Raw genomic sequence first — 26,093 nt, forward strand, 5'->3', positions numbered from 1 at the left:
GCCGGTCTCTTCCCGCCCGATCCCACTCGGCCCTGGGGGCCTCCTGGGATCGGGCGGGAAGAGACCGGCGCGATCCCGCGTGGTGGTCCAGTTGGGGGTGGCCGAGTTGGGCGGTCGGGTTATAGGTGGTCGAGTTTGGGGTGGCCAGGTTAGTGGTGGTCGGGTTAGTGATGGTCGGGTCTGGGGTGGCCGGGTTGGGCGGGCGGGTTGTAGGTGGTCGAGTTTGGGGTGGCCAGGTTAGTGGTGGTCGGGTTAGTGATGGTCGGGTCTGGGGCGGGCGGGTTGGGCGGGCGGGTTGGGCGGGCGGGTTAGTGGTTGTCGAGTTGGGGGGGATCTCGGGTGGGGGAATGTCGGGGGTGGCAGTGGGGGATTTGTGTGCCGCGGCGGGGTGGGGTGTTAGAGGATGGCTTGGGTTAGGGCTGCCAGGGCCTCGTCTACCTCTTCCGCTGTGACTGTCATGGGGGGTACCAGGCGGATGACGTTTCCGTATAGGCCGCCTTTGCCTACCAGGAGACCATTCCTCTTTGTCTTTTCCATGACGGTGGCTGCTGCGTGGGGGTCGGGGGCGCCGGTTGGGGTGATGAACTCGATGGCGATCATCAGGCCTCGGCCGCGTACGTCGCCGATTGTGGGGGTGGTTTCGGCGAGGGTGCGGAGGGCGGTGAGTAGGCGTTCGCCCAGTTTGTCGGCGTTGGATTGGAGGTCGTGGTCCAGTAGGTAGTCGAGGGCGGCGTTGGCGGCGGTTGTCACCAGGGGATTGCCGCCGAAGGTGGAGATCGAGTTGGCGGTCAGGCAGTCCATCACGTCCGCGCGGCCGACGACGCCGCCGATTGCCATGCCGTTGCCGAGGCCCTTGGCGAAGGTCATCATGTCCGGCACCACGTCGTGCGCGTCCATGCCCCAGAAGTGGGTGCCGGTGCGGCCCCAGCCGGTCTGTACCTCGTCCGAGATCAGCAGGATGCCGGTCTCGTCGAGAATGTCCTTGAACGCCCGGTACAACCCGTCCGGCGGCACGTTGAACCCGCCGACGCCCTGGATCGGTTCGGCGATCATGCAGGCGACGTCGCCCGCGGTCGCCGTGACCAGTACCTCGCGCAGGTCTTCGGCGCAGGCGCGGATGTAGTCCGCATCGGACAGATGGCGGAACGGGCCGCGGTAGCGGTAGCCGCCGTGGACGTAGCTCACCTTCAGCGGTGACAACGAACTGGCCGCCCAGCCGCGATTGCCCGTCACACTGTTCGTCCCGAACGCGCGCCCGTGGTAGGAGTTGCGGATCGACAGGACCTGGTTGCTGCGCCGGAACTGCGTGGCCAGCAACAGCGCCGCCTCGTTCGCCTCGGTCCCGGAGTTGCCGAAGAACACCTTCGCGTCCGGGATGCGGGACAACCGGGCGATCTTCTCCGCGAGTTCCACCTGGCTGCGAATCAGGTACAGCGTGGACGTGTGCAGCACCCCGGTGTCGAGCTGCCGCCGGATGGCGTCGCTGATCTCGGCGATGTCGTAGCCGATGGCGTTGGTCAGGATGCCCGCGAAGAAGTCCAGGTAGGTGGTGCCGGTCGAGTCGGTCACCCGCCTGCCGCCTGCGTGCGTGATCTCGATGGGCTCGTCGTAGTAGAGGGACAGCCAGGCGGGCAGGACGGCGCGGTGCCGGTCGATCAGCGGGATGTCAGCCATCAGCCGAGTGTGGCCGGAGCACCCCGGGCGGCGCCACGCCCCCTCCCGAGATCACCCCGACCACTCCCGGTCGGGCCGCGCGGTCACCCGGCGAGCGGGGCCGCGCGCAGGCCGGACAGTGCCTCGGACCAGGACCGCACCTCATCCAGCAGGGTGCACAGGATCTGCTCGTGGTGCGCGCCGGGGGCGAACTCGCCGGGCTCGCGCGGGTCGGTGATCACGAAGTCGTGATACATCGACAGCGCGACCTGGGCGCGCACGCAGGCCACCTTGACCTCGGCCAGCGTCAGCCGCAGGTGTTCGACGCCGCGCGCGCCCGCGGTCTGGGCGCCGTAGCCGACGAAGCCCGCGGCCTTGTCGTTCCACTCGGCGAACAGGTAGTCGACCGCGTTCTTGAGCGCGGCCGGGAACGAGTGGTTGTACTCGGGGACCACGAACACGAACCCGTCGAACGACTCGACGGTGCGCGCCCAGCGGGTGGTGTGCGGGTTGCGGTAGTCGCCCATCACGGCGGGGACGGGTTCGTCGAGCAGCGGCAACGCGTGGTCGGCGAGGTCGACGACCTCGACGGTGACCTCGGCCGGGTAGTGCGACCGGGCGACGGACGCCACCCAGTCCGCGACGACGGGGCCGCGGCGGCCGGGGCGGGTGCTGCCGACGATGACGGCGATTCGGGTCATGAAGGTAAAGTACAACGTGCATGGCAAGTAGTACAACGAGCGTTGTAGTTTCGGAGGTCACATGCCCCCCTCTGCCGACAAGCGGCGCGCCATCCTCGACGGCGCGCTCGGCACGTTCGCCCGCGACGGCTACACCCGGGCGAGCATCGACGCCATCTCGGCGGCCGCGGGCGTGTCCACCCGCACGATCTACAACCACTTCGCCGACAAGTCCCACCTGTTCGCCACCGTGATCGAGGAGAGCGCGGGCCGGGTCGCCGACGCCCAGCTCGACCTGCTGGACCGACACCTGCGCAAGGTGACCGACCTGGAGGCCGACCTGGTCGCGTTCGCGCTGGCCTGGCTGCGCTCCACGACCGGGTTCGAAGACCACTTCCTGCTGGTCCGCCAGGTCAACGCGGAGGCGCGGCACATCCCGCCCGCGGCCATCGATGCCTGGCAGGAGAACGGCCCGCGCCGGGTGCAGCGGGTGCTGGGCGAGCGGCTGACCGAACTGGCCGAGCGGGGTCTGCTGCGCGTGCCGGACCCGCGGCGCGCGGCCGTCCACTTCATGATGCTGATCTCCGCGCACAACCCGTCGTTCCGTGCCGACCGCGTGCCGGACTCCGAGCTGGACGATCTCGCCGCCGCAGGCGTGCACGCCTTCCTGTACGGGTACCACCCGGGCAATCCGCCGGTCGGGTGATCCTGTTCCACAGTGGACAAACACTCGGCCGCCGAATCGTTGACGCGACAGCGGAAACCGGCCTCCGATGCGGACTGTTCACCGGCGCGCCATCTGACGGCCGGGACCGTCGGGGCGGGCGTTCGGGGAGTGCCGGGAAGGTGAGGAGTCCCGAACGGACACCGAACCAGGGAAGGGCTTCGACATGTCCAGTCGCACAGCCAGGGTCGCCGGGGCGTTAGCCGCGACGGTGGGGGTGACGGCGGCGGCCGTGCTCGCCACCGTCGGCTCCGCGCCGATGGCCTCCGCCGCGACCAGCACGTTCACCCCCGTGGCCGACACCTCCGTCGACAACAGCGCAACCGGCACCAACTACGGCACCTCCGGCCAGCTCGGCGTGGACAACTCGCCGGTGAAGCGGATCTTCCTCCGGTTCACCGTCAGCGGTCTCACCGCGCCGGTCACCGGCGCGAGGCTGCGCGTGCACACCGACGACGTCAGCGGCTCCAACAGCCCCAGCGGCGGCACGTTCCGGTCGCTGTCCAGCACCACCTGGTCCGAAACCGGGACCACCTGGAACAACCAGCCCGCCATCGACGGCGCCACGCTCGGCTCGCTGGGCGCGGTCGGCCGCAACGCCTGGTACGAGGTGGACGTGACCCCGGCCGTGACCGGCAACGGCACCATCAGCATCGCGGTCACCTCGACCAACAGCGACGGCGCCGACTACGACTCGCGCGAGTCCGGCGCGGCCACGGCCCCGCAGCTGGTGGTCAGCACCGACACCGCCCCGCCCACGACGACGACCACAACCCAGGCGCCCACGGGCGACCCGGTCCTGGTCGGCGCCGGTGACATCTCCGACTCCGGCAGCGGCGACACCGCCACGGCCGCGCTGCTGGACAACATCCAGGGCACGGTGTTCACCACCGGCGACAACGTCTACAACAGCGGCACCACCAGTGAGTTCAACACCTACTACAACCCGACGTGGGGCAGGCACAAGGCCCGCACCCGACCGTCGCCGGGCAACCACGACTACGAGACCTCCGGCGCGAGCGGCTACTACGGCTACTTCGGCGCGCAGGCAGGCCCGTCCGGTCAGGGGTACTACTCCTACGACCTGGGCAACTGGCACGTCGTGTCGCTGAACAGCGAGATCAGCAAGTCCGTCGGCTCGCCGCAGGAAACCTGGCTGCGGCAGGACCTGGCGGCCAGCAGCAAGCCGTGCACCCTGGCCTACTGGCACAAGCCACGGTTCACCTCCGGCTCCAACCACGCGCCGGACGCAGGCGCGGGTCCCCTGGTGCAGGCGCTCTACGACTACAACGCCGAGGTCATCGTCACCGGTCACAACCACCAGTACGAGCGGTTCGCGCCGATGAACCCCAGCGGCGCAGCGGACTCGGCGCGCGGCATCCGGCACTTCGTCGCGGGCATGGGCGGCGCGGGCTTCTACAGCTTCGGCACCATTCAGCCGAACAGCGAGGCGCGCAACAATAACACCCACGGCGTGCTGAAGTTCACCCTGCACGCGAACAGCTACGACTGGCAGTTCATCCCCGAGGCGGGCAAGACCTACGCCGACAGCGGCACCAACTCCTGTCACTGAGTTGTCTTTCTCCCGCCGCCCGCCCCCTCATCCCCGCCCGGCACGGTCCCCGGCCTGGGACCGCACGGCCACCCACGTGGTGGGGGCGTTGCGGGACGAACCACCACGGACTCGTGGGGCACGGGCCCGGGTGGAAACCGGGGCGTACACCCGGGGGTGAGCACCCGGGCGGAAACCGGGGGTAGCTACCCGGGCGTACACCTGGGGTGGACCCATGGGTGGGTACCCGGGGTGGATATCGGGCGCTACCGGGGTTTTCTGCCCCGGTAGCGCCCATCCCTGCTCGCTTTCGGAGGTGCCGCGATGTACCTGTCCACCGTCACCCGGCCGAGTGCGGCCGACGCGCCGGACAGTCGCAAGTGGAGAGTCGGCGGGAACGTGCTGGCGCTGGGCGCGGTCAGCCTGGTCACCGATGTCTCCTCGGAGATGGTGACCGCGGTGCTGCCGCTGTACCTGGTGATCGGCCTGAACATGAGCCCGCTGCTCTACGGCGCGATCGACGGCCTCTACACCGGCGCGACCGCGCTGCTGCGCCTGGTCGGCGGCTATGTCGCGGACCGCACCCGCAGGCACAAGACGGTCGCCGGGCTGGGCTACGGGCTGTCCGCGGCGATGAAGCTCGGCCTGATCGTGGCGGGCAACGCGGTCGCCGCGATCGGGTTGGTGATCACCGCGGACCGCGCGGGCAAAGGTTTGCGCACCGGCCCCCGCGACGCGCTGATCACCCTGTCGACCCCGCAGGACCGTCTGGGCCGCGCGTTCGGTGTGCACCGCACGATGGACGCGGCGGGCGCGTTCGCCGGTCCGCTCGTCGCATTACTGATCCTCGCCTACGCGGGCGCCAAGAACTACGATGCGGTCTTCTTCACCAGCTTCGTGATCGCCGCGTTCGGCGTGGTCGTGCTGGTGTTGTTCGTCCGGGACAAGCCGGAGACAGTCGCCCCGAAGGCCGTCTCGCCCAAAGCCGCGGCCGGGTTGTTGCGCCGCAGCGGCATGGGCGGTCTGCTGCTGGCGGCCACCCTGCTCGGGCTCGTGACCGTGGGCGACGGCTTCGTCTACCTGCTGCTGCAGAAGCGCGGCGAGCTGGCGGTGGGCTGGTTCCCGGTCCTCGCCGTCGGCACGAGCCTCGTCTACCTGCTGCTCGCCACACCCCTGGGCATGCTGGCCGACCGCGTCGGCCGCTCCCGGGTCGTGCTGGGCGGGTACTGCGCGCTCGCCGGGGTGTATCTGTCGCTGCTGGCCCCGGTGGGCGGCCCGGCCATGGTCGTGCTCACCCTGGTCCTGTACGGCGTCTTCTACGCGGCCACCGACGGCGTCCTGATGGCCCTGGCCGGACGCGTCCTACCGGCGGAGCTCCGGGCGACCGGGATGGCCATGGTCCAGACGGGGCAAGCGCTTGCGTACCTGGGCTCGTCCGTCCTGTTCGGACTGGCCTGGCAACTGTGGGGTATCGACACCGCCTGCGCCACCGCCGCGGGCGCGGTCGTCGCCGCGATCGTCGTCACCGCCGTGATCTTCGCGCGGCTGAACCGGAGGACAGTGACATGCTGACGCTCAAGGCACGGGTTCTCACCACCGTCGCGGCCGCGGTGGCCCTGGGCGGCGCGGCCGTGGTCTACGTTGCCACCAGTGCCCCAGCACAGGCAGACCACTCGGCTCCCATCGCGGCAGGCGCGCGCGTCCAGGTCCTGACCAACGGGATGCTGTCCACGGTATCCGCCACCGACACCCGCGGCCCCCGCTCGATCACCGACCGCCAATGCGACCGCGCCTACACGGCGAACGGCACCGTCGCATGCCTCGTCCCAGTGGACGCCCTCACCGCCACCAAGTTGGTGGTACTGGATAAAGACCTGCACGAGACCAAGTCCGTGCCCCTGACCGGCTTCCCCAACCGCCTGAAGGTCTCCCCCGACGGCCGCATGGTGTCGTGGACGGTGTTCCTGGAAGGCCATTCCTACGCGACATCCGGCTTCTCCACCCGAACCGGCGTCCTGGACACCCGAACGGGCCAGGTCGTGGACTCGTTGGAAGGTTTCCAGGCCACGGTCGAGGGAAAGCCGCACACGGCAGTGGACGTCAACTACTGGGGCGTGACCTTCACCGACGACGACAACCACTTCTACGCGACCCTGTCGACCGGCGGCAAGCGCTACCTGGTGGCGGGCGACTTGGCCGCTCGCACCGTCCGAACTCTCACCGCGAACGTCGAATGCCCATCCCTCTCCCCGGACGGCACCCGAGTCGCCTACAAGTCCGCCATCGACGGCGACCCCAAGAAGGGCTGGCGCCTGTCGGTCCTGAACCTGGCCACCCTCGAATCCCTGCCGTTGGCCGAAACCCACAGCGTCGACGACCAGTCCATCTGGCTGGACAACACAACCATCGCCTACGCCCTCCAACGCGACGACGGCACCAACGACGTCTGGTCGGTCCCGTCGAACGGCACCGGCACCGCCACCCTCCTGATCGAAGGCGCCAACTCCCCCTCCCCCGCCACGACCTGAGAATCACCCATTGCGGCCCCGGAAACGCCCTACCCACCCCACCCCGACAACCCCATACGATCCCCCACGTCCTCTCCCCGAGAGTCGACAAGGCACAGAAGCAGGCAGGTTCTCCCACGCATTGCCTCCCCTGCTTCTGTGCCCCCACAACCACTCCACCCACCCTTGTCCACAGCCAAGATCACCGACACTCCGACTCTGTCGGTCCCCCTCGCTGGAATTGGTACGGGGCCAAGGGCCGTCCATGATCGAATCGACCCGGGTATCAGGTGCCGCCCGGCCACGATCACCCAGCCGGGGTGGAACAGGTACGAAACCCCCACCCGCTCCACCTCCCACCCACGACATCGCAACACCGACCCACCCACCGGCACAACAGATCGCCACAACAGCCGAAGATGGCGCAACGAATCGGCGTCGAAAGCAACGCTCTGCGGATGAAAGTGGCGTACGGGTGGGCATAGCCTGGGCCCATGACCGCCACAGTCCCGGCCGCTGCCGCCGAGTTGATCGAGTTGGACGAGCGGTGGAGCACGCACAACTACCACCCGCTGCCCGTGGTGATCGCCGAGGCCGAGGGGGCCTGGGTGACCGATGTCGCCGGACGGCGGTACCTGGACTTCCTGGCCGGGTACTCGGCGCTGAACTTCGGGCACCGGCACCCCGCGCTGGTGGCCGCCGCGGTGGAGCAGCTGGGGCGGGTCACGCTGACCAGCCGCGCGTTCCACCACGACCAGCTCGGGCTGTTCTGCCGTGAGCTCGCCGAGCTGACCGGCACCGACCTGGTGCTGCCGATGAACTCCGGCGCGGAGGCGGTCGAGTCGGCGCTCAAGGTCGCGCGCAAGTGGGCCTACCAGGTGAAGGGCGTGCCGCAGGACACCGCCGAGATCATCGTCGCCGGGTCCAACTTCCACGGCCGCACCACCACCATCGTGTCGTTCTCCACCGACGACCTCGCCCGCGCCGACTTCGGCCCGTTCACCCCGGGCTTCACCGCCGTCAAGTACGGCGACGCGCAGGCCGTCGAGGCCGCGATCACCGAGCGGACCGCGGCGATCCTGGTCGAACCCGTGCAGGGCGAGGCAGGCGTCGTCGTGCCGCCCGCCGGATACCTGCGCGAGCTGCGCCGACTGTGCGATGTGAACGACGTGCTGCTGGTCGCCGACGAGATCCAGTCCGGCCTGGCGCGCACCGGCACGCTGTTCGCGCTCGACCACGAAGGCGTCCGCGCCGATCTCTACACCCTGGGCAAGGCGCTCGGCGGCGGCATCCTGCCGGTCTCGGCGGTCGTCGGCCGCGGCGACGTACTCGGCGTCCTCAAGCCCGGCGAACACGGCTCGACCTTCGGCGGCAACCCACTGGCCTGCGCTGTCGGCCGCGCGGTCGTACGCCTGCTGCGCACCGGCGAGTTCCAGGACCGCTCCACCGCACTCGGCGCCCACCTGCACGAACGCCTGAACGACCTGGTCGGCCACGGCGTCGCCGAGGTCCGCGGCCGCGGCCTGTGGGCAGGCGTCGAACTCGCCCCCGGCGGCGTCACCGGCCGCGTCGCCTCGGAAGCCATGATGGCCCGCGGCGTGCTGTGCAAGGAAACCCAGGACACCACCCTGCGCGTGGCCCCGCCGCTGGTGATCACCGAGGCGGAGCTGGACCACGGGGTGGACGTGATCGCCGAGGTCATCGGAACCGGGCGCTGAGATCATCGGGCGGCCGAGCGCGAGGGCCCCGGCCGCCCGGTCAGCCACGATTGAGCACGCGCGGCCCTGGTCATCTCCCATCCGGCAGCCGGGCGCGGGTGGGTCAGCGGGCGCGGCGGACCCGGGTCTCATCCCAGATCGGCTTGTCCGCTTCGGACACCTCGCCGTCGGAGCGGAAGACCAGGAAGCGGTCGAAGGTGCGGGCGAACCAACGGTCGTGGGTGACCGCGACGACGGTGCCCTCGAAGGCTTCCAGGGCGTCCTGCAATGCCTCCGCCGAGTGGAGGTCCAGGTTGTCGGTCGGTTCGTCGAGCAGGAGCAGGGTCGCGCCGGAGAGTTCGAGCAGCAGGATCTGGAAGCGGGCCTGTTGACCGCCCGACAGGGTCTCGAAGCGCTGGTCGCCCGCGGCGGCGAGGCCGTAACGGCTCAGCGCCGACGCGGCCGCGCCGCGGTCCAGGCCGGGGCGGGTGTCGTCGCCGTGCCACAGGATGTCGGCGAGGGAGCGGCCGAGCCATTCCGGGTGTTGGTGGGTCTGGGCGAACAGGCCCGGCACGACCCGGGCGCCGAGGCGGCAGACGCCGGTGTGCGCAACACTGTCCACATCGGACAGCAGGCGAAGGAAGTGGCTCTTGCCGGAGCCGTTGGAGCCGAGCACGGCGAGGCGGTCGGCGAAGAAGACCTCGATGTCGAAGGGCTTCATCAGGCCGGTGAGCTCCAGCTGCTCGCACGTGATCGCCCGTACCCCGGTGCGGCCGCCGGTCAACCGTGGCTTCACCCGTTGGGGTCTGGGCGGTACGGGCGGGGGTCCGGCCTCCTCGAACTTGCGCAGGCGGGTCTGGGCCGCGTGGTAGCGGCTGGCCATGCCGTCGCTCATGGTGGCCGCGCGTTGCAAGGAGCGCACGAGTTCCTTGAGCTTCTCGTGCTCCTCGTCCCACCGGCGCTGCTGTTCGGCGATCCGCTCCCAGCGCGCCTCCCGCGCCTGGTGCCAGGTCGCGAAGCCGCCTGGGTGGGTCCACGCCGTGCCCGCCTCCACGGTGACCACGTGCGTGGCGACCGCGTTCAGCAGTTCGCGGTCGTGGCTGATCAGCAGCACCGCCTTGGTCGACTCGGCCAGCCGGGCCTCCAGCCAGCGCTTGCCGGGCACGTCGAGGTAGTTGTCCGGCTCGTCCAGCAGCAGCACCTGTTCACGGCCGCGCAGCAGCGCCTCCAGGACGAGCCGTTTCTGCTCGCCGCCCGACAGCGTGCGGACCTCGCGGAAGCGGGCGCGGTCGAAGCCGACACCGAGCGCGGCCGTGGTGACGGTGTCCCACAGGATCTCGGCGGTGTAGCCGCCCGCCTCGTCGTAGTCGACCAGCGCGGCGGCGTAGGCGAGCTGGGTGGGCTCGTCGTCGGTGTCCATGAGCGCCAGCTCCAGCCGGTCCAGCTCGGCGGCGGCGGCACGCAGCGGCGCGGGCGCCACGGCCAGCAGCAGGTCACGCACCGAACGGTCGTCCCGGACCGACCCGACGAACTGCGGCATCACCGCCAGCCCGCCCCTGACCGACACGGATCCGTCCGGCGAGGCCAGCTCGCCCGCGATGATCCGCAGCAGCGTCGTCTTGCCCGCACCGTTCTCTCCGACAACGGCGACGACCTGACCCGCGCCGACCTTCAGCCCGGCGTCACGGAACAGCACCCGGCCATCGGGCAGGGTGCAGGACAGACCGATCGCGTCGAGATGACCCACGAGCGGCATGGTCGCGCACCCCGACCGCCGAGCGCGACCGGTTTAGGACGAGCGGGGACCCACCCGGCGCGCGTCCACCTCACGTTCAGCCGAACACGCCCCGCTTGACCGCGTCGAGAAACACCGCGAACCGAGCCGAGTCGGCCACCACGATCCCCCCGGCAACCGCCTTCGAGTCACGAACCGCCACCTGGGCGACCCCGACCGCGACCTCGACGCACGCACTCTGCGTTTCGCTGAAGCTGCTCTTGCGGAAGAACCTATCCATGTCCATCGATCTCGTCCCTTAGCCGTTTGATCATCCTGACGGTCTCACGAGGAGACAACGCCAGCTTCGCCGCGCCGTCCCACACGGCCGACAGAGCTGGTACGGCTTGGTTCCGCACAGTGTGCATCCCGATGAGGCTCTCCACGTACGCGGAGTCCGGCTCGTCGTCCTCCGGAAAGCTCAACAGCATCAGGGGGCCGGACATCGCGCCGTAGGTACCACACCGGAAAGGGATGATCTGGAGCGTCACATGGGACAACGTCGCCATCTCCAACAGATGACCCAGCTGCTCGGAGAAGACGATATTCCCACCCACTGGGCGACGCATGGCGCTTTCGTCGATCAGCGAATGCAGCTCCAGGGGCCTGTCCGGCCGATGCAGCGCACTCTGGCGGTCCTGCCGCTCGGCGGCTTCCGCTTCTGCGTCCCACCCTGAAATGCGCTCGTGCGCGGCTCGCGCTTTGGCAGCGGCGTAGGCGGGAGTCTGCAAGAGTCCGGGGATGATCACCGTGTCGAGCGTTCGCTCGCGAACGGCTTCTCGTTCGTCCATGCGGAACCGCCGGTAGGTGTCCGGCAGAGATGTCGCGTGCTCGATGGCGGACATGTCCGCGTCCGCGACCTCCCACAGTTCCAGCGCACGCTCACGTTCCGCGTCGGAGACGCCCAGCACGTCCAGGATCATCATGAAGAGGTGGATGCGCGGCAGGCTGACGCCGGACAGCAGCCGAGTGACGGTCTGCTGCGCGCAGCGTGAACGTGCCGAGATCTCCTTCGGAGTCTGCTCGGCACGCTCCATGAGCTGGCGGACGTACCGACCCAGCCTGCGCTTGCCCCGCGTGGTGCCCACGGCCATGCGATCACCCTAGCCACAGTCCGTAACCCGATTTCCGCCGACTGTCACCCATTTGGACAAGCCAGTTTGTACACATCAAACGCTACTCTGACAAACGCAGGCGGGTCGAGCGGCTCTGTGCGACCGACCCTTAGCGGTGCACTTGGGCCTTCCCGCCTCGGCCCGCCTGCCCATCCCCGAACACCGAACCGGAACCGAGGTATCCCATGCACTCCAACGGGTTGGACGTCGTCATCGATCTGGAGAACGACGACATCCGTTACCGGGTCCACGAGGAACACGCCGCCGTGACCTTCAACGGTGAGGCCGGTTTCCACGTCCAGCTCAACCTCTACGAGCCCGCCCTTGCCCAGCTGCACAGCCTGATCGGACGGGTGCTGCCGGAGATCCGCGCCCGTGCCGACGAGTGGACCGCCGAGAGGTGAGGGGCATCCGACGTCGGGCATAGTGGGGCGGGTGGAGCCCCATCGCCTGTTGCCCCGGCACCTGCTCCTACCCGCGGTGGCGGCGGCCGTCGTCTCGTTCGGGATCGTGGCGCTGGTGGGGCGGCAGGTCGCCGGTGAGCGGACGGCTGGACGGGTCGACCGGGCCGCGTTCGCGGTCGCCGACGCGGTGTTCGACCGGCTGCCCGGGGTGGCCGGGCCGCTGGCGTGGGCCTCCCGGCCGGTCGCGATGATCAGTGTGATCGTCCTCATGGTGCTCGCCGCGCTGTGGGCGCGGCGGCCGCGGGTGGCGTTGCTGGCGGTGCTCGGCCCGGTGATCACGGCCGGGCTGAACAGCTGGGTGCTCAAGCCGGTGGTGGACCGCACGCACGACGGCTACCTCGCCTACCCGAGCGGGCACACCGCCACGCTGGTGTCGATCTTCACGGTGTTCACGCTGGTCACCGCCGCGAACGCGCCACCGGGGCGGCGGCTGGCCCGGACCGCCGCGACCGCGGCGGCCTGCCTGGCGCTCATCGCCGTGGCGGTGAGCGCGATCGTCGTGCTGCGCTTCCACTACCTGACCGACGCGGTCGGCGCGTTCTTCTGGGCGATCGCCGGGGTGGTGACCGTGGCCGCCGCGCTCGACCTGCTGCCCGGGACACACCCGAGGGCCCGCCTCACCCCGTTGAGGGCGTACCGTGCGTAACCTGGCAGGGCCTCCGCGCGAACGGAAAGGATGGCGGTGACCGACACACCCATCTACGACCAGATACGCCGGGAACTGCGCGCCAAGTCGGACAGTGGGGACGCTCAACCCCGAACCCGACAGCGCAGTGAGCCCGACTCCGGAACCGGCGTCTCGGTCTGGGCGTTGATCGACGAGCACCGCACCCCCGACGACAAACCGGGCCGCAGGCGCTCCTGAGCCCCCAAGCCCTACCCGCCGTTACCCGCGCAGCCCCGCCGCGTCGCGGGACAGCGCGACCAGCCTGCTGACCGCCCGCAGGTACTTCTTCCGGTACCCGCCGCCCAGCATCTCGCCGGTGAACAACGCGGACACCGGCTCCCCGGACACCACCACCGGGATGGCGCGGTCGTAGAGCCGGTCGGCGAACGCCACCACGCGCAGCGCCACGTCCTGACCGGACAGCGCGCGCACCCCGCGCAGGTGCACGGCGGTGACCCCGTCGACCAGCTTGCCGTAGCGGGACGGGTGCAGCCGGGCCAGGTGCCCGCACAGCTCGGCAAAATCGTCCACAGTGGACCCCGGCAGTCCGGCGGCGCTCGCCGCCAGGCCTGCGTCGTCCATCGGCGGCGGCGCGTCCGGCAGCCCGCGGTGCCGGTAGTCCGGACCGTCCACGCGCACCACACCGAACCGGGCCGACAGCGCCTGGATCTCGCGCAGGAAGTCGTCCGCGGCGAACCTGCCCTCGCCCAGCCGGTCCGGCAGCGTGTTCGAGGTGGCCGCCACCGACACGCCCGCCCCGGTCAGCTCGGCCAGCAGCCGGGTGACGAGCATGGTGTCGCCGGGATCGTCCAGTTCGAACTCGTCGATCGCCAGCAGCCGGTGCCCGCGCAGCCGCTCCACCGCCGCCCGGAAGCCGAGCGCGCCGACCAGGTTGGTCAGCTCCACGAACGTGCCGTACGCCTTGGGACCGGGCACCGCGTGCCACAGCGACGCCAGCAGGTGCGTCTTGCCGACCCCGAACCCGCCGTCCAGGTACAGCCCCGGTTTGTCCTCCGCCCTCCCCTCGGTCTTGCCGAACACACGCTTGAACAGTGGCGCACGCGCCCCCTTGGCCGTGACCGCCGCGGCGAACCGGGCGCACGCGGCCACCGCGGCGGCCTGGCTCGGCTGGTCCGGGTTGGGCACGTAGGTGTCGAACCGCACCGCGTCGAAGCGCGGCGGCGGGACCAGCTCGGCTACCAGCTCGTCGGCGCCGATGACGGGGTCGCGGTCGACCAGGCGGGCGGACATGCCGGGAGCGTAGCGGCGTGCTGGGATGAGACCGTGCACAGGCTGTGGCCCCCATCCCCCGTTTCCCCAGGTCAGACGTCACCCGATGTGGTGGACGACACCGAGCTGGAGCGCCTCTACGACTACCCGGCCGAGCTGGACCGGGCCTGGACGCAGGTCAACTTCGTCAGCAGCGCGGACGGCGCGGTCGCCGTGGCCGGGTTGTCCGCGGGGCTGTCCAGCCCCGGCGATAAGCGGATCTTCTCCCTGGGCCGTGACCTCGCCGACGTCATCCTGGTCGGGTGGGGCACGGCCAGTGCCGAGGGGTACCGCGGCGTCAAGCGCACCGAGCTGCGCGCCGAACGCCGGGCCCGGCTGGGCCTGCGGCCGCTGCCCCCGATCGCCGTGGTCAGCGGCCGCGCGTCCATCCCGCCCGACTCGCCGCTGATCACCGACACCACCGTGCCGCCGATCGTGATCACCAGCGGCGCCGCCCCCGCCCCCCGGCTGGCGGACCTGCGCGCGGCGGGAGCCGAGGTGATCGTGGCGGGCGAGAGCACCGTGGACCCCCGGGTCGCCCTGGCCGAGCTGTCCGCGCGCGGGCTGCGCCGGGTCGACTGCGAGGGCGGCCCGACGCTGTTCGGCACGCTGATCGCCGCCGACCTGGTGGACCAGCTGTGCCTGACGGTGTCCCCGGTACTGGCGGGTGGCGTGGTCGGGCGGATCGCGGCGGGCGCGGTCGCCGAGCCGGTGGGCATGGAGCTGGCCTCGGTGCTCGCCGAGGGCGGGTTCGTGATGCTCAGATACCGGCGCGCGGGCCGCTGACAAGGCAGTATGGCGGCGTGGCCCTTCCGCTGAACCCGCCGTTGCAGCCGATGCTCGCCCGGCCCGCGAAGTCCATCCCGGACGACGCCGGGCTGGTCTTCGAGCCCAAGTGGGACGGTTTCCGCTGTCTCGTCTTCCGCGACGGGGACGAGGTGACCCTGCAGTCGCGATCGGGCAAGCCGCTCAACCGGTACTTCCCGGAGATGGTCACCGAGCTGCGCAAGGCGCTGCCCGACCGGGTGGTGGTGGACGGCGAGCTGGTCGTCGACCGGGACGGCAGGCTCGACTTCGACGCCCTCGCCGAGCGCATCCACCCGGCCGCCAGCCGGGTGAACATGCTCGCCGAGAAGACCCCGTCCCGGTATGTCGCCTTCGACATCCTGGCGCTGGACGACGACATCTTCATGGAGGCCCGCGGCAAGGACCGGCGCAGGCTGCTGGAGAACGCGGTGGAGTTCACCGACCGGGTGCACCTGACCCCGGCCACCACGGACCCCGGGCTCGCCCGCGAGTGGTTCACCCTGTTCGAGGGCGCGGGCCTGGACGGCGTCATGGGCAAGCCCGCCGACGGCCCGTACACGCCGAACAAGCGGACCATGTTCAAGTTCAAGCACTCGCGCACCGCCGACTGCGTGGTCGCCGGGCTGCGCTGGCACAAGGGCAGCTCGCCGGGCGAGTCGGTCGGCTCGCTCATGCTGGGACTCTACGACCGCGGCGGCGACCTCAACCACGTCGGCGTGGTCGGCTCGTTCACCGTCGCCGCCCGCCGCGAGCTGGCCACCGAGCTGGCCGAGCTGATGGTCAACGGCGGCGCGAACCACCCGTGGGTCAGCGGCGCGCAGTCCGACGACGCGCGCGTCCCCGGCGCGATCAGCCGGTGGCGCACCACCGAGCAGCCGTGGGTGCCGCTGCGCCTGGAGCGGGTCGTCGAGGTGAGCTACGAGCACACCGAGGGCGGCTACCCCAGCCGGTTCCGGCACACCGCGCAGTTCCAGCGCTGGCGCCCGGACCGGGAACCGGCATCGTGCACGTACGAGCAGCTGGAGGAGCCCGCCAACTACGACCTGGCGGCCGTCCTGCGCGGCGAGGTCCGCGCCCGCACGCCCTGACCCGAACCCGGTTGTCCACACCGTCGTCTTCCACAACATCGCCGACCATCTCCCCCGACTCGCTCGCACATGGCCCGGTCGGGCCATGACACGAAGCTATCCAGGCAGTTCAGGGCCGGGTAGGGAGCGCGGTGGGGCTGTGGATGGATTCGGGGGTATGTGGACAACTCGTCATGGCTGGGGTTGGGAGAACCGGGTCGCCCCCGCCGAAGCCGCCACCACGCAGCAGATCGCGACCCACTGGGCGGGCCGCAGCGCCTCGTGCAGCACGACCAGTCCGGCGAGCGCGGCCACCGCCGGTTCCAGGCTCATCAGCACGCCGAACACCCGCGGCGGTACGCGGCGGAGCGCGTGCAGCTCCAGCGAGTACGGGATCACCGACGACATCAGCGCGACGCCCAGCCCCGCGACCAGCACGATCGGTTGCAGCATCGCGGTCCCCGAGTCGACCACGCCGAACGGCACCACCAGCGCCGCGGCGACCACGGAGGCCAGCGCCAGCCCGGACCCGTCCGAGGTGCGCTTGCCCAACGCCGAGCCGAGCAGGATGTAGAGGCCCCAGCAGGCACCCGCGGCCAGCGCGAACGCCAGGCCCACGATCGACACCGCGCCACCGGTCTGGGACAGCAGCACGACACCCGCGGCGGCGAGTAGTGCCCACAGGCCGTCCAGCCAGCGCCGGGAGCCGACCAGTGCCACAGTCAGCGGACCGAGGAACTCGGCGGTGACCGCGATACCCAGCGGGATGCGCTCGATGGCGAAGTAGAAGCAGAGGTTCATGGTGCCCAGCACCACGCCGTACCCCAGGATCACCGGCAGCGCGTGCCGGTTGAGCCGGATCGACGGCCGCCACAGCAGCAGGAACACCACCGCCGCCAGCGCCAGCCGCAGCGTCACCGCGCCCGTCGCGCCCGCGACCGAGAACAGCTGTTTGGCCACCGCGGCCCCGACCTGCACGCTGACGATCCCGACCAGCACGTGCGCGGTCGGCGGCACCGCCCCGGCCGCCGCCGACACGCCGGACACGAGCGTGCCCCACCGGGACACCGGACTCCGATCCACCTGCGCCACCACCACGGACGCACCTTACGACACGCGCGCCGGATTCATCCCATGTCTATTGGCTCGACCAGGGACCTCGGCCGCGCTCGGCGGTGCCGCCGAAACGACCGAGCACGGCCAGTCACGCCGTGGGCCCGCCTGCGTTCCGGGTCCCGTTCACCGGCGTCTCACCCGGACCGTGCGAGGCTTGGCCCAGGGTCGGGTAGTCCGAGCAGAGGAGTTGGCGCAGGCGTGAGGGTCCGTCACGGTGCCTGGCTGTTGCCCCTCGCGCTTCTCGCGGCGTGCACCGCCGGACCGTCCGTACGCCCCGGCATCGTGGTCAACGACGGCGACACCGGCGGTAGCGCGCCCACCACCACGACCGGTCCTGCCCCGCTGCCCCCACTCACCGAACCCGGCGCGTCCTCGATCAAGTGGGGCCCGTGCGGCACCTCTGTGTTGGAGGGTGTGGCCCCACCGGAGGGTGTGGAGGTCAGCTGCGGCAAGGTCAACGGCATTCTCGACTCGCCGTACAACCCGGGCCGCGGCACCGTACGCATGCAGGTCCTGCGCGCGGGCACCGGCCCGATCCCGCTGCTGGTGCTCGACGACATCGACGGCCTCCCCGGCACCCGCTACGCCGCCCGCCTGGCCGCCACCCTGCCCAAGGACCTGCTGGCCAGATTCTCGCTGATCGGCCTGGACCGCCGTGGCACCGGCAACTCCGACCCGGTGCGCTGCATCCCCGACGACGTCCGGACGGCCATCGTCACCGCCGACCCGCGCGACATGGACGTGGAAGGCCTCGTCGACCAGGCCCGCACGGCTGGCCAGCAGTGCTCGATCACGCTGCAGCCCCGCCTGCCCGCCCTCGACACCTGGCGCACCGCAGGCGACGTCGACTCGGTCCGGGCGGCCTTGGGCGTGGACAAGCTCAACGCCGTCGGCCACGGCGAGGGCTCCCGCGTCCTGGCGGTCTTCGCCGACCGCTACCCCGGCCACATCGGCCGCCTCGTGCTCGACGGCCTGCCCGACCCCAACGAGGACGCCGTCGTCGCCCTGACCGACGTCGCGGAAAGCTCGGACGCCGCCTTCGCCGCGTTCGCCGGCGACTGCGCGAAACGGTCCTGCGAACTCGGCGTCGACGCCCGCCAGGCGTTGCAGGAGATCCTCGACCACGCCGCGTCCACCCCCTTGTACAGCGACGAGCTCGAACTCACCCCCGGCGTCATCCTGCGCGCGGTCCGCCACGGCCTCTCCGACCGCACGGCCTGGCCCACGCTGTCGGCGGCACTCGCGGCCGCGCGTGGTGGCAACGCGCAACCGTTGGTCGCGTTGATATCGCCGACGATCCTGGAACAGGACCAGATCCCGGCCACCTTCGACAGCACCCTGGTGACCCGCTGCAACGACACCAAGTCCCGCCTGTCGACGGAAGCGATGGTGGGCGCGGCGAAGGATTGGAACAACCGGTTCCCCCTCTTCGGCGCGCTGACCGCGGAATGGCTCGCGGTGTGCAGCCCGTGGCCGGTCGCGACGAAACCGGTGGTGCAGCCGACCGTGCCGTCCGCGCCGCCGATCGTGGTACTGGGGACGTCGGTGGACCCGGTGACTCCGTTGCCCGGCACCACGCGGGCCGCCCAGCAGCTGGCGACGGCCTCGTTGGTGACGTGGCAGGGCGCCGGGCACGGGGCGTTGGGGTTCTCCCAGTGCGCCACCGACGCGACGATGGCCTACCTGTTGGACGGGAAGGTGCCGCGGGACGGGACTGTCTGTCCGCCGTAGGCCCTACCCTTGCCGGATGCGACCCCTTCGGTACTCGATCAATGTCACGGTGGACGGGTGCTGCGATCACCGCACGATCACCGCGTACGAGGAACTGCATCGCCACCACATCGGCAACCTCGTACGGGCCGACGCCCTCCTCTTCGGCCGGGTGACCTACGAAATGATGGAAGCGGCGTGGCGGCATCCCGACCCCGGCATGCCTGATTGGACGGCGCCCTTCGCCCGGACGATCGGCGCGGCGAAGAAGTACGTCGTGTCGAGCACGCTGGAGCGGGTCGACTGGAACTCCGAGCTCGTGCGCGGGGACCTGGCGGAGGCCGTCGAGCGGCTCAAGCGGGAGCCGGGCGAGGGGTTGTTCGTGGGTGGGGTGCGGCTGCCGATGGCGTTGGCGGAGCTGGGGTTGATCGATGAGTACGAGTTCGTGGTGCATCCCCGGATCGTCGGTCATGGACCGGCGCTGTTCGCGGGGCTGTCGCGGTATGTCGACCTGAAGCTGGTGGACCGGCTGGAGTTCGAGTCGGGGGCGGTGGCGATGCGGTACGAGCCGAGGAGGTAGGGGGTCGGCTCGCCTGTCCGCGCCTGGCATGTGCGTGCACGTGCCTGGGGTTATCCACAACCCCGTCAATCCATCCACAGCTCACGGTCGAGGGATATTGACAGCGGCCAAGATCGCCTAGGGTTCCTCGTATTGGGCGGGTTGCCCCCCGGGTGGGAGGGGGCGTGTTTCGGGGCCGGGGCGGAGGCAAGAGCGAGGGCGGTGCGGTCGGGCGGAGGATGGTCGTCGCAGGTGAGGGGCGAGACTCGCGCAAGGGCATGGGGTGCGAACATCAGCGCGCGACAGGGCTCTGTTCACGATCAGCAAGCCCCCGCTGGAAGCCGCTGCCACGAATCACCCCAGATCCCGCAGCACTCGCTGCGCCGCCTCCAACTCGGCCTTCAGCTCTTCCACCCTCCGCTGCCCCCGCTCCCGAGCCGCGTCCAACGCCGACCCGATCGCCTCCCCCACCGGCGCGGGCAGGAACCGCGCGGCCTTCGCGATCTCCCCGGCAGGCACCGGCACCCACCGCACGGTCCGCTTCTTGCCCACCAACACATCCACCGTCCACTCCCCCTCCGGCGTGGCATGCAGGGTCACCGTGATCTCCACGGGCACCTGCTTCCGCCCCCGCCGAGGCCTCTCCACCTCTCCCCCGCCCTCCAACCCCTGCACCTCTCCCCCGCCCTCCAACCCCTGCACCACGGCCACCGGCTCGACCGTGGGCGCGACCGGGGCAGGAGCAGCAGGCTTGGGCACGGGCTTCGGCTTCACCGTCGTCAACTCCCCGGGAGAGAACGACAACACATCCCGCGACCCCTGCGGCCGCACCTGGATGAAGTCCCCCTCCGCGGGCTCGTCGAACGCGATCACCTTCGCCTGTTGCCCCGCGGGCACCCCCACCGCCTTCGCCGTGAACCACACCGGCGTCGGCTTTCCCTCCGCCAGTGCGGTGCGCAGGCGGTCGATGTCCGCCGCGGTCAGTGCTGCCACCGGGCACCCCCTTCTCGATCATGGAATTGCCCCGTAGTGTGCCCCCACGCACCGACAGCTCACCCGACCGGGCGGTATCGACATGCCGGATGGGGCGGCGGGACCTACTTTCACGGTGATGAGCGTCCGGTACCTGTGGTGGCGAAGCTGCTACGACGGCGTTCTGCACGCGTTCCCCATGGTCGCGGGCAGTCGCCTGTCGCATCAGCACTACCGCGCGTCGTGCACGCACGCGGCGCCGCCGGACCTCGCGGGCGGGGAGCCGGACGGGCCGCGCTGCGAGCTGTGCCTGCTGATCATCGGGGCGGACCCGGTGGCCGCCGGTCGGTCCGGTTAGGACGCGCGGGTCAGCACTCGCGGAGCCGGTACTCGCAGCCGTACTCCAGGGCGTAGTGCAGGTCGTAGTGGTGCACGATCTTGGGGCCGCCGTGCAGGTACACGTGCGTGACCGTGGAGCGCGGGTCGGTCGGCGCGCCTGCCACGGTGTCGACGCGGCCGTCGAGGGGGCCGCCGACATAGCGGATGACGTAGCTGTCGGCCATGGTGTTCCCCTTCCCGGTCCGGCGTTCCCCCGCCCCCGCAGTGTAAGTCGAGGGGCCGACGTTTCCGGTGGTCCGCCCGTTTTGATCTTCGCCGGTCAACCGGATGGAGCAACATCGGTGCGGCCGTTGACATTCCCGCGTAGGGTGTCCTGCCCGCGGCGGGAACTCCTCGGACACTGTGGAATTTCGGTACCCTCGAACCGGTGTCCGCCACCATGGATGACCCCGCACAGTGGACCGTGCACGGCAGCAGGCGCGTCTACACCTCGGACTGGGTCGATGTCGACCTCGACGAGGTGGAGATCCCCGGCCGGGCCCGGTTCGAGCACCACGTCCTGCGCTTCCCCCGCCCCTCCGCGGGCGCCGTGGTCGTCGACGGCGATCGCGTGCTGCTGTTGTGGCGACACCGCTTCATCGTCGACACCTGGGGCTGGGAGATCCCCGCGGGCTGGGTCGACGCCGGTGAGGAGCCGGTGGTGGCGGCGGCGCGCGAGGTGGCCGAGGAGACCGGCTACCGGGCGGGCTCGCTGGCGCACCTGGTCACGGTCAACCCGATGCCGGGCATCAGCACGCACCGGTTCCACCTGTACGTCGCGACCGACCTGACCAGGGTCGGCGAACCGGACCCGGCCGAGTCGAGCCGCCGGGAGTGGGTCGCCACGGCCGACTTACCGGCCCTGATCGGCGGTGGCGACATCGCCGACGCGGCGACCGTGTCGGCGCTGGGCACCTACCTGGTCACCCGCGGCTGACTCAGTCCCGTGCCTTGGACGGCTGTACCCGCTTCGGCTCGCCCGGCATCTTCGGGTAGTCCGGCGGGTACGGCAGGTCGCCCAGGCCCTCGGCCTCGTCCTTGGCGACCATCTCCAGCAGCGGCTCCAGCGAGTACCGCTGTCCGGCCACGCCCGCGTGCAGGTCGCCGACGACCGCGAACCGTTCCGGCATGGTCAGCACGGTGAAGTCCTCCGGCCGCACGTCCGGCAGCTCGTCCCAGGTGACCGGGGCCGACACCTGGGCGCGCGGGGTCGGCCGCACCGAGTAGGCGGAGGCGATCGTGCGGTCCCGGGCCATCTGGTTGTAGTCGATGAAGATCCGGCTGCCGCGTTCCTCCTTCCACCAGCTCACGGTCACCTTGTCCGGCAGCCGCCGCTCCAGCTCCCGACCCAGCGCGATCAGCGCGCGGCGGGCCTCCACGAAGGTCCACCGCGGCTCGATCGGCACGTACAGGTGCACACCGCGGCCGCCGGAGGTCTTGGGGAACGCGTCCAGGCCCAGCGACCGCAGCAGTTCGCGGGCCTGCAGGGCGACCGCGGCCGCGTCGGCGAAGTCGGTGCCCGGCTGCGGGTCCAGGTCGATCCGCAGCTGGTCGGGGTGGTCGACGGCGGTACGCGAGACCGGCCACGGGTGGAAGGTGAGCGTGCCCAGGTTCGCCGCCCAGGCCACCACGGCCAGCTCGGTCGGGCAGACCTCGTCGGCAGGGCGGCCGCTGGGGAAGGTGATCCGGGCGGTCTCCACGTAGTCGGGGGCGCCCTTGGGGATGCGCTTCTGGTAGAAGGCGTCGCCGGTGTGGTCGCCGCGGGTGGAGAGCTTGGCGCCCTCGAACACCCCGCCGGGCCAGCGCTCCAGCGTGGTCGGCCGGTCGCGCAACGCGCCCAGGATGCCCGGCCCCACGGCCAGGAAGTACTCCACGATCTGCCGCTTCACCAGGCCCAGCTCGGGGAAGTACGGCTTGTCCGGATTGGACACCCGCACGGTCCGGCCGCCGACCTCGATCTCCATCGCTGCCGCCATGGCCGCAGCCTACGGCCAATGCGTAAACCGCGTGCACTGCTCGGTAGCGTTAACCCGCACATGCACGTTACGGCGTAACCCACGCCGTACGCGTACGCCGCAACCTGACACGCAAGGAACCGCTTCCGGTGAAGATGGACAACAGCCCCGCGCGGGGCACCCGTGACCTGCTGCCCGCGACCGTCGCCGTGCGCGACCACGTGCTGGCGAGGATCACCGAGGTCTACCACCGGTACGGCTACCAGCGGATCGAGACACCCGCGCTGGAGAACATCGAGCGGCTCAGCGGCGGACAGGGCGGCGAGAACGAGAAGCTGATCTACCGGGTGCTGCGCCGCGGCCTGGACGAGACCGTCGCCGCCGACACCCCGCTCGACGACCTGGTCGACCTGGGCCTGCGCTACGACCTCACGGTCCCGCTGACCCGCTTCTACGGCAACAACCAGGCGACCCTGCCGCAGCCGTTCCGCTCGTTCCAGATCGGCCCCGTCTGGCGGGCCGAACGTCCCCAGAAGGGTCGCTACCGGCAGTTCTACCAGTGCGACATCGACATGCTCGGCGAGGAGAGCGTGCTGGCCGAGGTCGAGCTGATCGAGGCCACCGCCGAGGCGCTGGCCGCCGCCGGTCTGGCGGGTACGACCGTGCGCGTGTCCGACCGCCGGTTCCTGTCCGCCCTGGCGGCCTCGGTGGGCCTGCCCGAGGAGGCCTGGATGGGCCTGTTCATCACCCTGGACAAGCTCGACAAGATCGGCTGGGACGGCGTGCGCGCCGAGCTGCCCGGCCGGGGCCTGGACGGCGCGGCGATCGACCGGCTGCAGGAGAGCATCACCGGCCTGCAGGGCGGTGACCCGGCCACGCTGGGCAAGCGCCTGGTCGACGCGGTGCCCGGCCTGCCGGACGAGGTGGTGGCCGACCTGTCCGCCACCGCCGACTCGCTGGCCGCGCTGGACGGCCTGGCCTGGGAGTTCGACCCGACGCTGGTGCGCGGCATGGGCTACTACACCGGCCAGATCTTCGAGATCACCCACCCGGCGAGCTCCGGTTCGGTCGCGGGCGGCGGGCGCTACGACCGGCTCATCGGCCGTTCGCTCGGCCGCGACGTGCCCGCCTGCGGTTTCTCCATCGGGTTCGAGCGGATCGTCGACCTGATCGAGGGCACCCGCACCGGCGAGGCCGTCGCCGTGCTCTACGAGACCGACGTCCCCCTGTCGGTGGTGACGGGCACCGCACGGGAGCTGCGCGCGGGCGGCCGGTCGGTGTCCCCGATCCGACGCCGGGGCAAGGTCGGCGCCCAGCTCGGACGGCTGGAGGAGTGGGGGTTCACCTCGGTGGTGCACCTGCGCGCCGACGCCGCCGGGACGCCCGAGGAGCGTCCGCTGGGCGGACGGTAGTCCCACTTCCGCCGTCGGCGGGTTACCGTGGACGGCATGGGCGCCACTGACATGCTCGGCGGGTCCGAGGACCTCCCGCGCCCCGCACCCGCCGCCGAGCGCAAGGACCGCTTCCACGAGGACCTGATCGGCCTGGACCCGGACGACCCGGAGGCCAGGGCGTTCGCCGCGCACCTGGACCGGGTCGAGCAGGTGCGCCCCAACTACACCGTCGAGGGCTACCTCGGCGGGGTCAGCGACTTCGCCGACTCGGCCAACCGGCTCGGCGGCCACCACCGGCTCACCGCGGGCATACTCGCGACGCTCATCCTGTTGGGCGTGGTGGTGGCCGCGTGGGACGCCCTGGTCTTCATCATGGGCGTGCTGTTCGGCTGAGGCCGGAGCTTGAGGAGAGTAGACGCGAGTGGCTATGGAACCGGTTGTGGGCGCGACGCCGCGGGTGGTCAGGTCGGAGCAGGAGTGGCGGGCCCAGCTGGACCCGCGCGAGTACGCGGTGCTGCGCGAGGCGGGCACCGAACCGGCGTGGACCGGCGAGTACACCGAGACGAAGACCGTCGGGGTGTACCGGTGCCGGGCGTGCGGGGCGGAGCTGTTCCGCAGCGACACGAAGTTCGAGTCGCACTGCGGCTGGCCGTCGTTCTTCTCGCCGCTGGCGGGCGAGAGCATCGTGCTGCGCGAGGACCGCGCGCACGGCATGGTCCGCACCGAGGTGCTGTGCGCGGGCTGCCACAGCCACCTTGGCCACGTGTTCGAGGGCGAGGGCTACCCGACGCCGACCGACCAGCGCTACTGCATCAACTCGATCTCGCTGACGCTGGTCCCGGACGGCACCTCAAGTCCGGGTCAAGAAGCCTAAATCCAGCCCCGGTAAGCCCTAAATCTAGGTCAAGCCCGCTTGTGCGCGCGGTCACATCCGCCGGAGCATGAGCGCGCACCGGAAAGCACGGATCCGGTGCGGCGGCGGGAAAGGACGCGTTCCTTTCCCCTCGGGGAGGGGGCGGTGATGGACGAGCCTTGGGGTGTTTCCGGACCGGATTTCCTGCGTTCGTATCTGGTGTGTCTGGCCTTCGCGGTACTGGTCGCCGGGGCGGTGCGGATCATGGCGCGCTCCGGCGCGGCGGGCCGCGCGAGTGTGCCCGACCGGCTGACCGTGGAGGACCTGGCCCATCTGGCGGGCGGCGCCCGGCGCGTCGTCGAGGTCGCCGTGGCCAGGCTGCTGGACCAGGGGCGGCTGCGGGCGAGTCGGGAGGGTCGCGTCCGGGCGGTCGAGGGGTCCGCGCCGGGGGCGAGCGAGCTCGACGAGGCCGTGCTCGACGAGGTCCGGCCCACCGGGCAGCGTTCGGTGGCGTTGTTGGTCGACCGGCTCGCCCAGCGGCCCGTGGTCACCTCGATCACGGCGCGGCTGGTCGGGAAGGGGTTGCTGGTCGACCGACGGGTCTCGCGCGCGCGGCTCTCGGCGCTCCCGCTCGTCCTGTTGTTCCTCGTCGGGCTGGTGCGATGGATCTCCGTACCGCCCGCGCACGAGGTGGGGTGGCTGCCGGTCGCCATGGTGGTGACGCTCGGCTTGGCGGTGGCGCTGTTCCGCCGCCCGGTGCCCGAGCTGACCTACCTGGGTGCCCGGCGGCTGGCCGAGGCCCGGAACGCGGGCAGGCAGTCGGTGGGGCTCGATCCCGCGCTCGTCGACCCGGCGCTCGTGCGGGGTGTGCCGGGGCAGGTGGCCCTGGGTGGGCTGGTCAAGTTCCCGGACGCCGAGGTGGCTTCGGCGTTCCGGGTGGTCCGGCCATGTGCGCCGCAGTACTCGCGCAGGCGTCGTTACTCGCGTGTGGGCAGTGGCGGCAGTGCGGGGGTCGCGGCGGGGTATGTCGGGTGCGGCAGTGGTAGTTCCGGTAGCGGCTGCGGGGGAGGCAGCGGCTGCGGAGGGGGAAGTGGTTGCGGTGGCGGTAGCGGCTGCGGGGGAGGCGGCGGCTGCGGCGGCGGAGGCGGGTGACCGTTCCGTCACGCTCCGAGGGCATGCC

At 71.0% G+C, this 26,093-nt stretch carries 28 protein-coding genes; 18 read left to right on the plus strand and 10 right to left on the minus strand.

Translation table 11 applies throughout. From position 1 onward, the window contains the following. Positions 1-396: 396 nt before the first annotated feature. Together C503_RS0123140 and C503_RS0123145 are read right to left on the minus strand one after the other, a co-directional pair. On the minus strand, positions 397-1,674 hold the full coding sequence (locus C503_RS0123140) for an aspartate aminotransferase family protein (protein WP_018684612.1): 1,278 nt from the start codon (positions 1,672-1,674) through the stop codon (positions 397-399). A gap of 83 nt (positions 1,675-1,757) precedes the next feature. Next, entirely contained in the window at positions 1,758-2,354 is a 597-nt protein-coding gene (locus C503_RS0123145; protein ID WP_018684613.1) for an NADPH-dependent FMN reductase, read from the minus strand. Positions 2,355-2,415: 61 nt separating this feature from the next. Between C503_RS0123145 and C503_RS0123150 the strand changes: the two genes are divergently transcribed. The 5 genes from C503_RS0123150 to rocD all read left to right on the plus strand — a co-directional run bounded on the left by C503_RS0123150 (position 2,416) and on the right by rocD (position 8,834). Continuing rightward, entirely contained in the window at positions 2,416-3,039 is a 624-nt protein-coding gene (locus C503_RS0123150) for a TetR family transcriptional regulator (RefSeq protein WP_018684614.1), read from the plus strand. Positions 3,040-3,223: 184 nt separating this feature from the next. Next, positions 3,224-4,630, plus strand: a complete 1,407-nt coding sequence (locus C503_RS0123155) for a CBM96 family carbohydrate-binding protein (RefSeq protein WP_051114923.1) — start codon at positions 3,224-3,226, stop codon at positions 4,628-4,630. A gap of 303 nt (positions 4,631-4,933) precedes the next feature. Then, a complete protein-coding gene (locus C503_RS0123160; RefSeq protein ID WP_018684616.1) occupies positions 4,934-6,181 on the plus strand; it encodes an MFS transporter in 1,248 nt (415 codons plus the stop codon). Continuing rightward, positions 6,175-7,137, plus strand: a complete 963-nt coding sequence (locus C503_RS0123165; RefSeq protein ID WP_018684617.1) for a TolB-like translocation protein — start codon at positions 6,175-6,177, stop codon at positions 7,135-7,137. Before C503_RS0123160 ends, C503_RS0123165 begins: the two co-directional genes overlap by 7 nt. Before the next feature lie 473 nt (positions 7,138-7,610). Next, positions 7,611-8,834, plus strand: coding sequence for an ornithine--oxo-acid transaminase (gene rocD / locus C503_RS0123170; protein ID WP_018684618.1), 1,224 nt, complete (start codon positions 7,611-7,613; stop codon positions 8,832-8,834). A gap of 103 nt (positions 8,835-8,937) precedes the next feature. Here the strand turns inward: rocD and C503_RS0123175 are convergent, their stop codons facing one another. The 3 genes from C503_RS0123175 to C503_RS40495 form a co-directional block, all read right to left on the minus strand. Further along, positions 8,938-10,569, minus strand: coding sequence for an ATP-binding cassette domain-containing protein (locus C503_RS0123175; RefSeq protein WP_018684619.1), 1,632 nt, complete (start codon positions 10,567-10,569; stop codon positions 8,938-8,940). A 76-nt stretch (positions 10,570-10,645) separates the two neighbouring features. Next, positions 10,646-10,834: a DUF397 domain-containing protein gene (locus C503_RS0123180; protein ID WP_018684620.1), complete on the minus strand. Its 189-nt coding sequence runs from the start codon at positions 10,832-10,834 to the stop codon at positions 10,646-10,648. Further along, positions 10,821-11,681, minus strand: a complete 861-nt coding sequence (locus tag C503_RS40495; RefSeq protein ID WP_018684621.1) for a helix-turn-helix domain-containing protein — start codon at positions 11,679-11,681, stop codon at positions 10,821-10,823. The genes C503_RS0123180 and C503_RS40495 overlap by 14 nt, the downstream gene beginning before the upstream one ends. Positions 11,682-11,887: 206 nt before the next feature. Here C503_RS40495 and C503_RS0123190 point away from each other — a divergent pair, with 206 nt between their 5' ends. Genes C503_RS0123190 through C503_RS0123200 form a run of 3 tightly spaced genes read left to right on the plus strand, consistent with a single transcriptional unit; the run spans position 11,888 to position 13,031 of the window. Continuing rightward, on the plus strand, positions 11,888-12,106 hold the full coding sequence (locus tag C503_RS0123190) for a hypothetical protein (protein ID WP_018684622.1): 219 nt from the start codon (positions 11,888-11,890) through the stop codon (positions 12,104-12,106). A 31-nt stretch (positions 12,107-12,137) separates the two neighbouring features. Beyond that, entirely contained in the window at positions 12,138-12,812 is a 675-nt protein-coding gene (locus C503_RS0123195) for a phosphatase PAP2 family protein (RefSeq protein WP_018684623.1), read from the plus strand. Positions 12,813-12,848: 36 nt separating this feature from the next. After that, on the plus strand, positions 12,849-13,031 hold the full coding sequence (locus C503_RS0123200; protein WP_018684624.1) for a hypothetical protein: 183 nt from the start codon (positions 12,849-12,851) through the stop codon (positions 13,029-13,031). Positions 13,032-13,052: 21 nt separating this feature from the next. Here C503_RS0123200 and zapE read toward each other — a convergent pair whose 3' ends face one another. After that, a complete protein-coding gene (zapE, locus tag C503_RS0123205; RefSeq protein WP_018684625.1) occupies positions 13,053-14,084 on the minus strand; it encodes a cell division protein ZapE in 1,032 nt (343 codons plus the stop codon). Between the two features lie 87 nt (positions 14,085-14,171). Here zapE and C503_RS0123210 point away from each other — a divergent pair, with 87 nt between their 5' ends. Both C503_RS0123210 and C503_RS0123215 read left to right on the plus strand, forming a co-directional pair. Next, a complete protein-coding gene (locus C503_RS0123210) occupies positions 14,172-14,888 on the plus strand; it encodes a pyrimidine reductase family protein (protein ID WP_018684626.1) in 717 nt (238 codons plus the stop codon). Positions 14,889-14,905: 17 nt separating this feature from the next. After that, complete coding sequence (locus tag C503_RS0123215; RefSeq protein ID WP_018684627.1) at positions 14,906-15,997, plus strand: ATP-dependent DNA ligase; 1,092 nt, start codon at positions 14,906-14,908, stop codon at positions 15,995-15,997. Between the two features lie 171 nt (positions 15,998-16,168). Here the strand turns inward: C503_RS0123215 and C503_RS0123220 are convergent, their stop codons facing one another. After that, positions 16,169-17,074 carry an EamA family transporter gene (locus C503_RS0123220; RefSeq protein ID WP_018684628.1) on the minus strand — a complete coding sequence of 302 codons (906 nt, stop codon included), beginning with the start codon at positions 17,072-17,074 and terminating at the stop codon, positions 16,169-16,171. A 216-nt stretch (positions 17,075-17,290) separates the two neighbouring features. Here C503_RS0123220 and C503_RS0123225 point away from each other — a divergent pair, with 216 nt between their 5' ends. Next, positions 17,291-18,823, plus strand: a complete 1,533-nt coding sequence (locus C503_RS0123225) for an alpha/beta hydrolase (protein WP_018684629.1) — start codon at positions 17,291-17,293, stop codon at positions 18,821-18,823. A 16-nt stretch (positions 18,824-18,839) separates the two neighbouring features. Then, positions 18,840-19,382: a dihydrofolate reductase family protein gene (locus C503_RS0123230; RefSeq protein WP_018684630.1), complete on the plus strand. Its 543-nt coding sequence runs from the start codon at positions 18,840-18,842 to the stop codon at positions 19,380-19,382. Between the two features lie 333 nt (positions 19,383-19,715). Here the strand turns inward: C503_RS0123230 and C503_RS0123235 are convergent, their stop codons facing one another. After that, complete coding sequence (locus C503_RS0123235) at positions 19,716-20,354, minus strand: DUF6319 family protein (protein ID WP_018684631.1); 639 nt, start codon at positions 20,352-20,354, stop codon at positions 19,716-19,718. 118 nt (positions 20,355-20,472) lie between these two features. Between C503_RS0123235 and C503_RS0123240 the strand changes: the two genes are divergently transcribed. Continuing rightward, on the plus strand, positions 20,473-20,691 hold the full coding sequence (locus C503_RS0123240) for a hypothetical protein (RefSeq protein ID WP_018684632.1): 219 nt from the start codon (positions 20,473-20,475) through the stop codon (positions 20,689-20,691). 10 nt (positions 20,692-20,701) lie between these two features. Here C503_RS0123240 and C503_RS0123245 read toward each other — a convergent pair whose 3' ends face one another. Continuing rightward, on the minus strand, positions 20,702-20,896 hold the full coding sequence (locus C503_RS0123245) for a hypothetical protein (RefSeq protein ID WP_018684633.1): 195 nt from the start codon (positions 20,894-20,896) through the stop codon (positions 20,702-20,704). Positions 20,897-21,099: 203 nt separating this feature from the next. Between C503_RS0123245 and C503_RS0123250 the strand changes: the two genes are divergently transcribed. Continuing rightward, positions 21,100-21,648 (plus strand): NUDIX hydrolase, encoded by a 549-nt coding sequence (locus C503_RS0123250; RefSeq protein WP_018684634.1) that lies wholly within the window; start codon positions 21,100-21,102, stop codon positions 21,646-21,648. A 1-nt stretch (position 21,649) separates the two neighbouring features. Here the strand turns inward: C503_RS0123250 and C503_RS0123255 are convergent, their stop codons facing one another. After that, positions 21,650-22,687, minus strand: a complete 1,038-nt coding sequence (locus tag C503_RS0123255; RefSeq protein WP_018684635.1) for a DNA polymerase domain-containing protein — start codon at positions 22,685-22,687, stop codon at positions 21,650-21,652. A gap of 134 nt (positions 22,688-22,821) precedes the next feature. Here C503_RS0123255 and hisS point away from each other — a divergent pair, with 134 nt between their 5' ends. From hisS to C503_RS43520, 4 genes are all read left to right on the plus strand, one after another. Beyond that, a complete protein-coding gene (gene hisS, locus C503_RS0123260; protein WP_033400968.1) occupies positions 22,822-24,078 on the plus strand; it encodes a histidine--tRNA ligase in 1,257 nt (418 codons plus the stop codon). Positions 24,079-24,114: 36 nt separating this feature from the next. Continuing rightward, entirely contained in the window at positions 24,115-24,453 is a 339-nt protein-coding gene (locus C503_RS40500) for a hypothetical protein (protein ID WP_018684637.1), read from the plus strand. Between the two features lie 34 nt (positions 24,454-24,487). Continuing rightward, complete coding sequence (msrB, locus tag C503_RS0123270; protein ID WP_018684638.1) at positions 24,488-24,934, plus strand: peptide-methionine (R)-S-oxide reductase MsrB; 447 nt, start codon at positions 24,488-24,490, stop codon at positions 24,932-24,934. Between the two features lie 147 nt (positions 24,935-25,081). Continuing rightward, positions 25,082-26,065: a TIGR04222 domain-containing membrane protein gene (locus C503_RS43520; RefSeq protein WP_018684639.1), complete on the plus strand. Its 984-nt coding sequence runs from the start codon at positions 25,082-25,084 to the stop codon at positions 26,063-26,065. Positions 26,066-26,093: the final 28 nt, after the last annotated feature.

The organism is Actinokineospora enzanensis DSM 44649 (assembly GCF_000374445.1).
In the GTDB taxonomy this organism is placed as follows: Bacteria; Actinomycetota; Actinomycetes; order Mycobacteriales; family Pseudonocardiaceae; genus Actinokineospora; species Actinokineospora enzanensis.

Excerpts from the sequence above, each read along its gene's own strand:
- zapE (WP_018684625.1), bottom strand. The coding sequence starts at position 14,084 with ATGTCCGCCCGCCTGGTCGACCGCGACCCCGTCATCGGCGCCGACGAG.
- C503_RS0123145 (WP_018684613.1), bottom strand. The coding sequence starts at position 2,354 with ATGACCCGAATCGCCGTCATCGTCGGCAGCACCCGCCCCGGCCGCCGC.
- C503_RS0123175 (WP_018684619.1), bottom strand. The coding sequence starts at position 10,569 with ATGCCGCTCGTGGGTCATCTCGACGCGATCGGTCTGTCCTGCACCCTG.
- msrB (WP_018684638.1), top strand. The coding sequence starts at position 24,488 with ATGGAACCGGTTGTGGGCGCGACGCCGCGGGTGGTCAGGTCGGAGCAG.
- C503_RS0123230 (WP_018684630.1), top strand. The coding sequence starts at position 18,840 with ATGCGACCCCTTCGGTACTCGATCAATGTCACGGTGGACGGGTGCTGC.
- C503_RS0123140 (WP_018684612.1), bottom strand. The coding sequence starts at position 1,674 with ATGGCTGACATCCCGCTGATCGACCGGCACCGCGCCGTCCTGCCCGCC.
- C503_RS0123180 (WP_018684620.1), bottom strand. The coding sequence starts at position 10,834 with ATGGACATGGATAGGTTCTTCCGCAAGAGCAGCTTCAGCGAAACGCAG.
- C503_RS0123240 (WP_018684632.1), top strand. The coding sequence starts at position 20,473 with ATGAGCGTCCGGTACCTGTGGTGGCGAAGCTGCTACGACGGCGTTCTG.
- C503_RS40495 (WP_018684621.1), bottom strand. The coding sequence starts at position 11,681 with ATGGCCGTGGGCACCACGCGGGGCAAGCGCAGGCTGGGTCGGTACGTC.
- C503_RS0123160 (WP_018684616.1), top strand. The coding sequence starts at position 4,934 with ATGTACCTGTCCACCGTCACCCGGCCGAGTGCGGCCGACGCGCCGGAC.
- C503_RS0123255 (WP_018684635.1), bottom strand. The coding sequence starts at position 22,687 with ATGGCGGCAGCGATGGAGATCGAGGTCGGCGGCCGGACCGTGCGGGTG.
- C503_RS0123190 (WP_018684622.1), top strand. The coding sequence starts at position 11,888 with ATGCACTCCAACGGGTTGGACGTCGTCATCGATCTGGAGAACGACGAC.
- C503_RS0123165 (WP_018684617.1), top strand. The coding sequence starts at position 6,175 with ATGCTGACGCTCAAGGCACGGGTTCTCACCACCGTCGCGGCCGCGGTG.
- C503_RS0123245 (WP_018684633.1), bottom strand. The coding sequence starts at position 20,896 with ATGGCCGACAGCTACGTCATCCGCTATGTCGGCGGCCCCCTCGACGGC.
- C503_RS0123155 (WP_051114923.1), top strand. The coding sequence starts at position 3,224 with ATGTCCAGTCGCACAGCCAGGGTCGCCGGGGCGTTAGCCGCGACGGTG.
- C503_RS40500 (WP_018684637.1), top strand. The coding sequence starts at position 24,115 with ATGGGCGCCACTGACATGCTCGGCGGGTCCGAGGACCTCCCGCGCCCC.
- C503_RS43520 (WP_018684639.1), top strand. The coding sequence starts at position 25,082 with ATGGACGAGCCTTGGGGTGTTTCCGGACCGGATTTCCTGCGTTCGTAT.
- rocD (WP_018684618.1), top strand. The coding sequence starts at position 7,611 with ATGACCGCCACAGTCCCGGCCGCTGCCGCCGAGTTGATCGAGTTGGAC.
- C503_RS0123150 (WP_018684614.1), top strand. The coding sequence starts at position 2,416 with ATGCCCCCCTCTGCCGACAAGCGGCGCGCCATCCTCGACGGCGCGCTC.
- hisS (WP_033400968.1), top strand. The coding sequence starts at position 22,822 with ATGGACAACAGCCCCGCGCGGGGCACCCGTGACCTGCTGCCCGCGACC.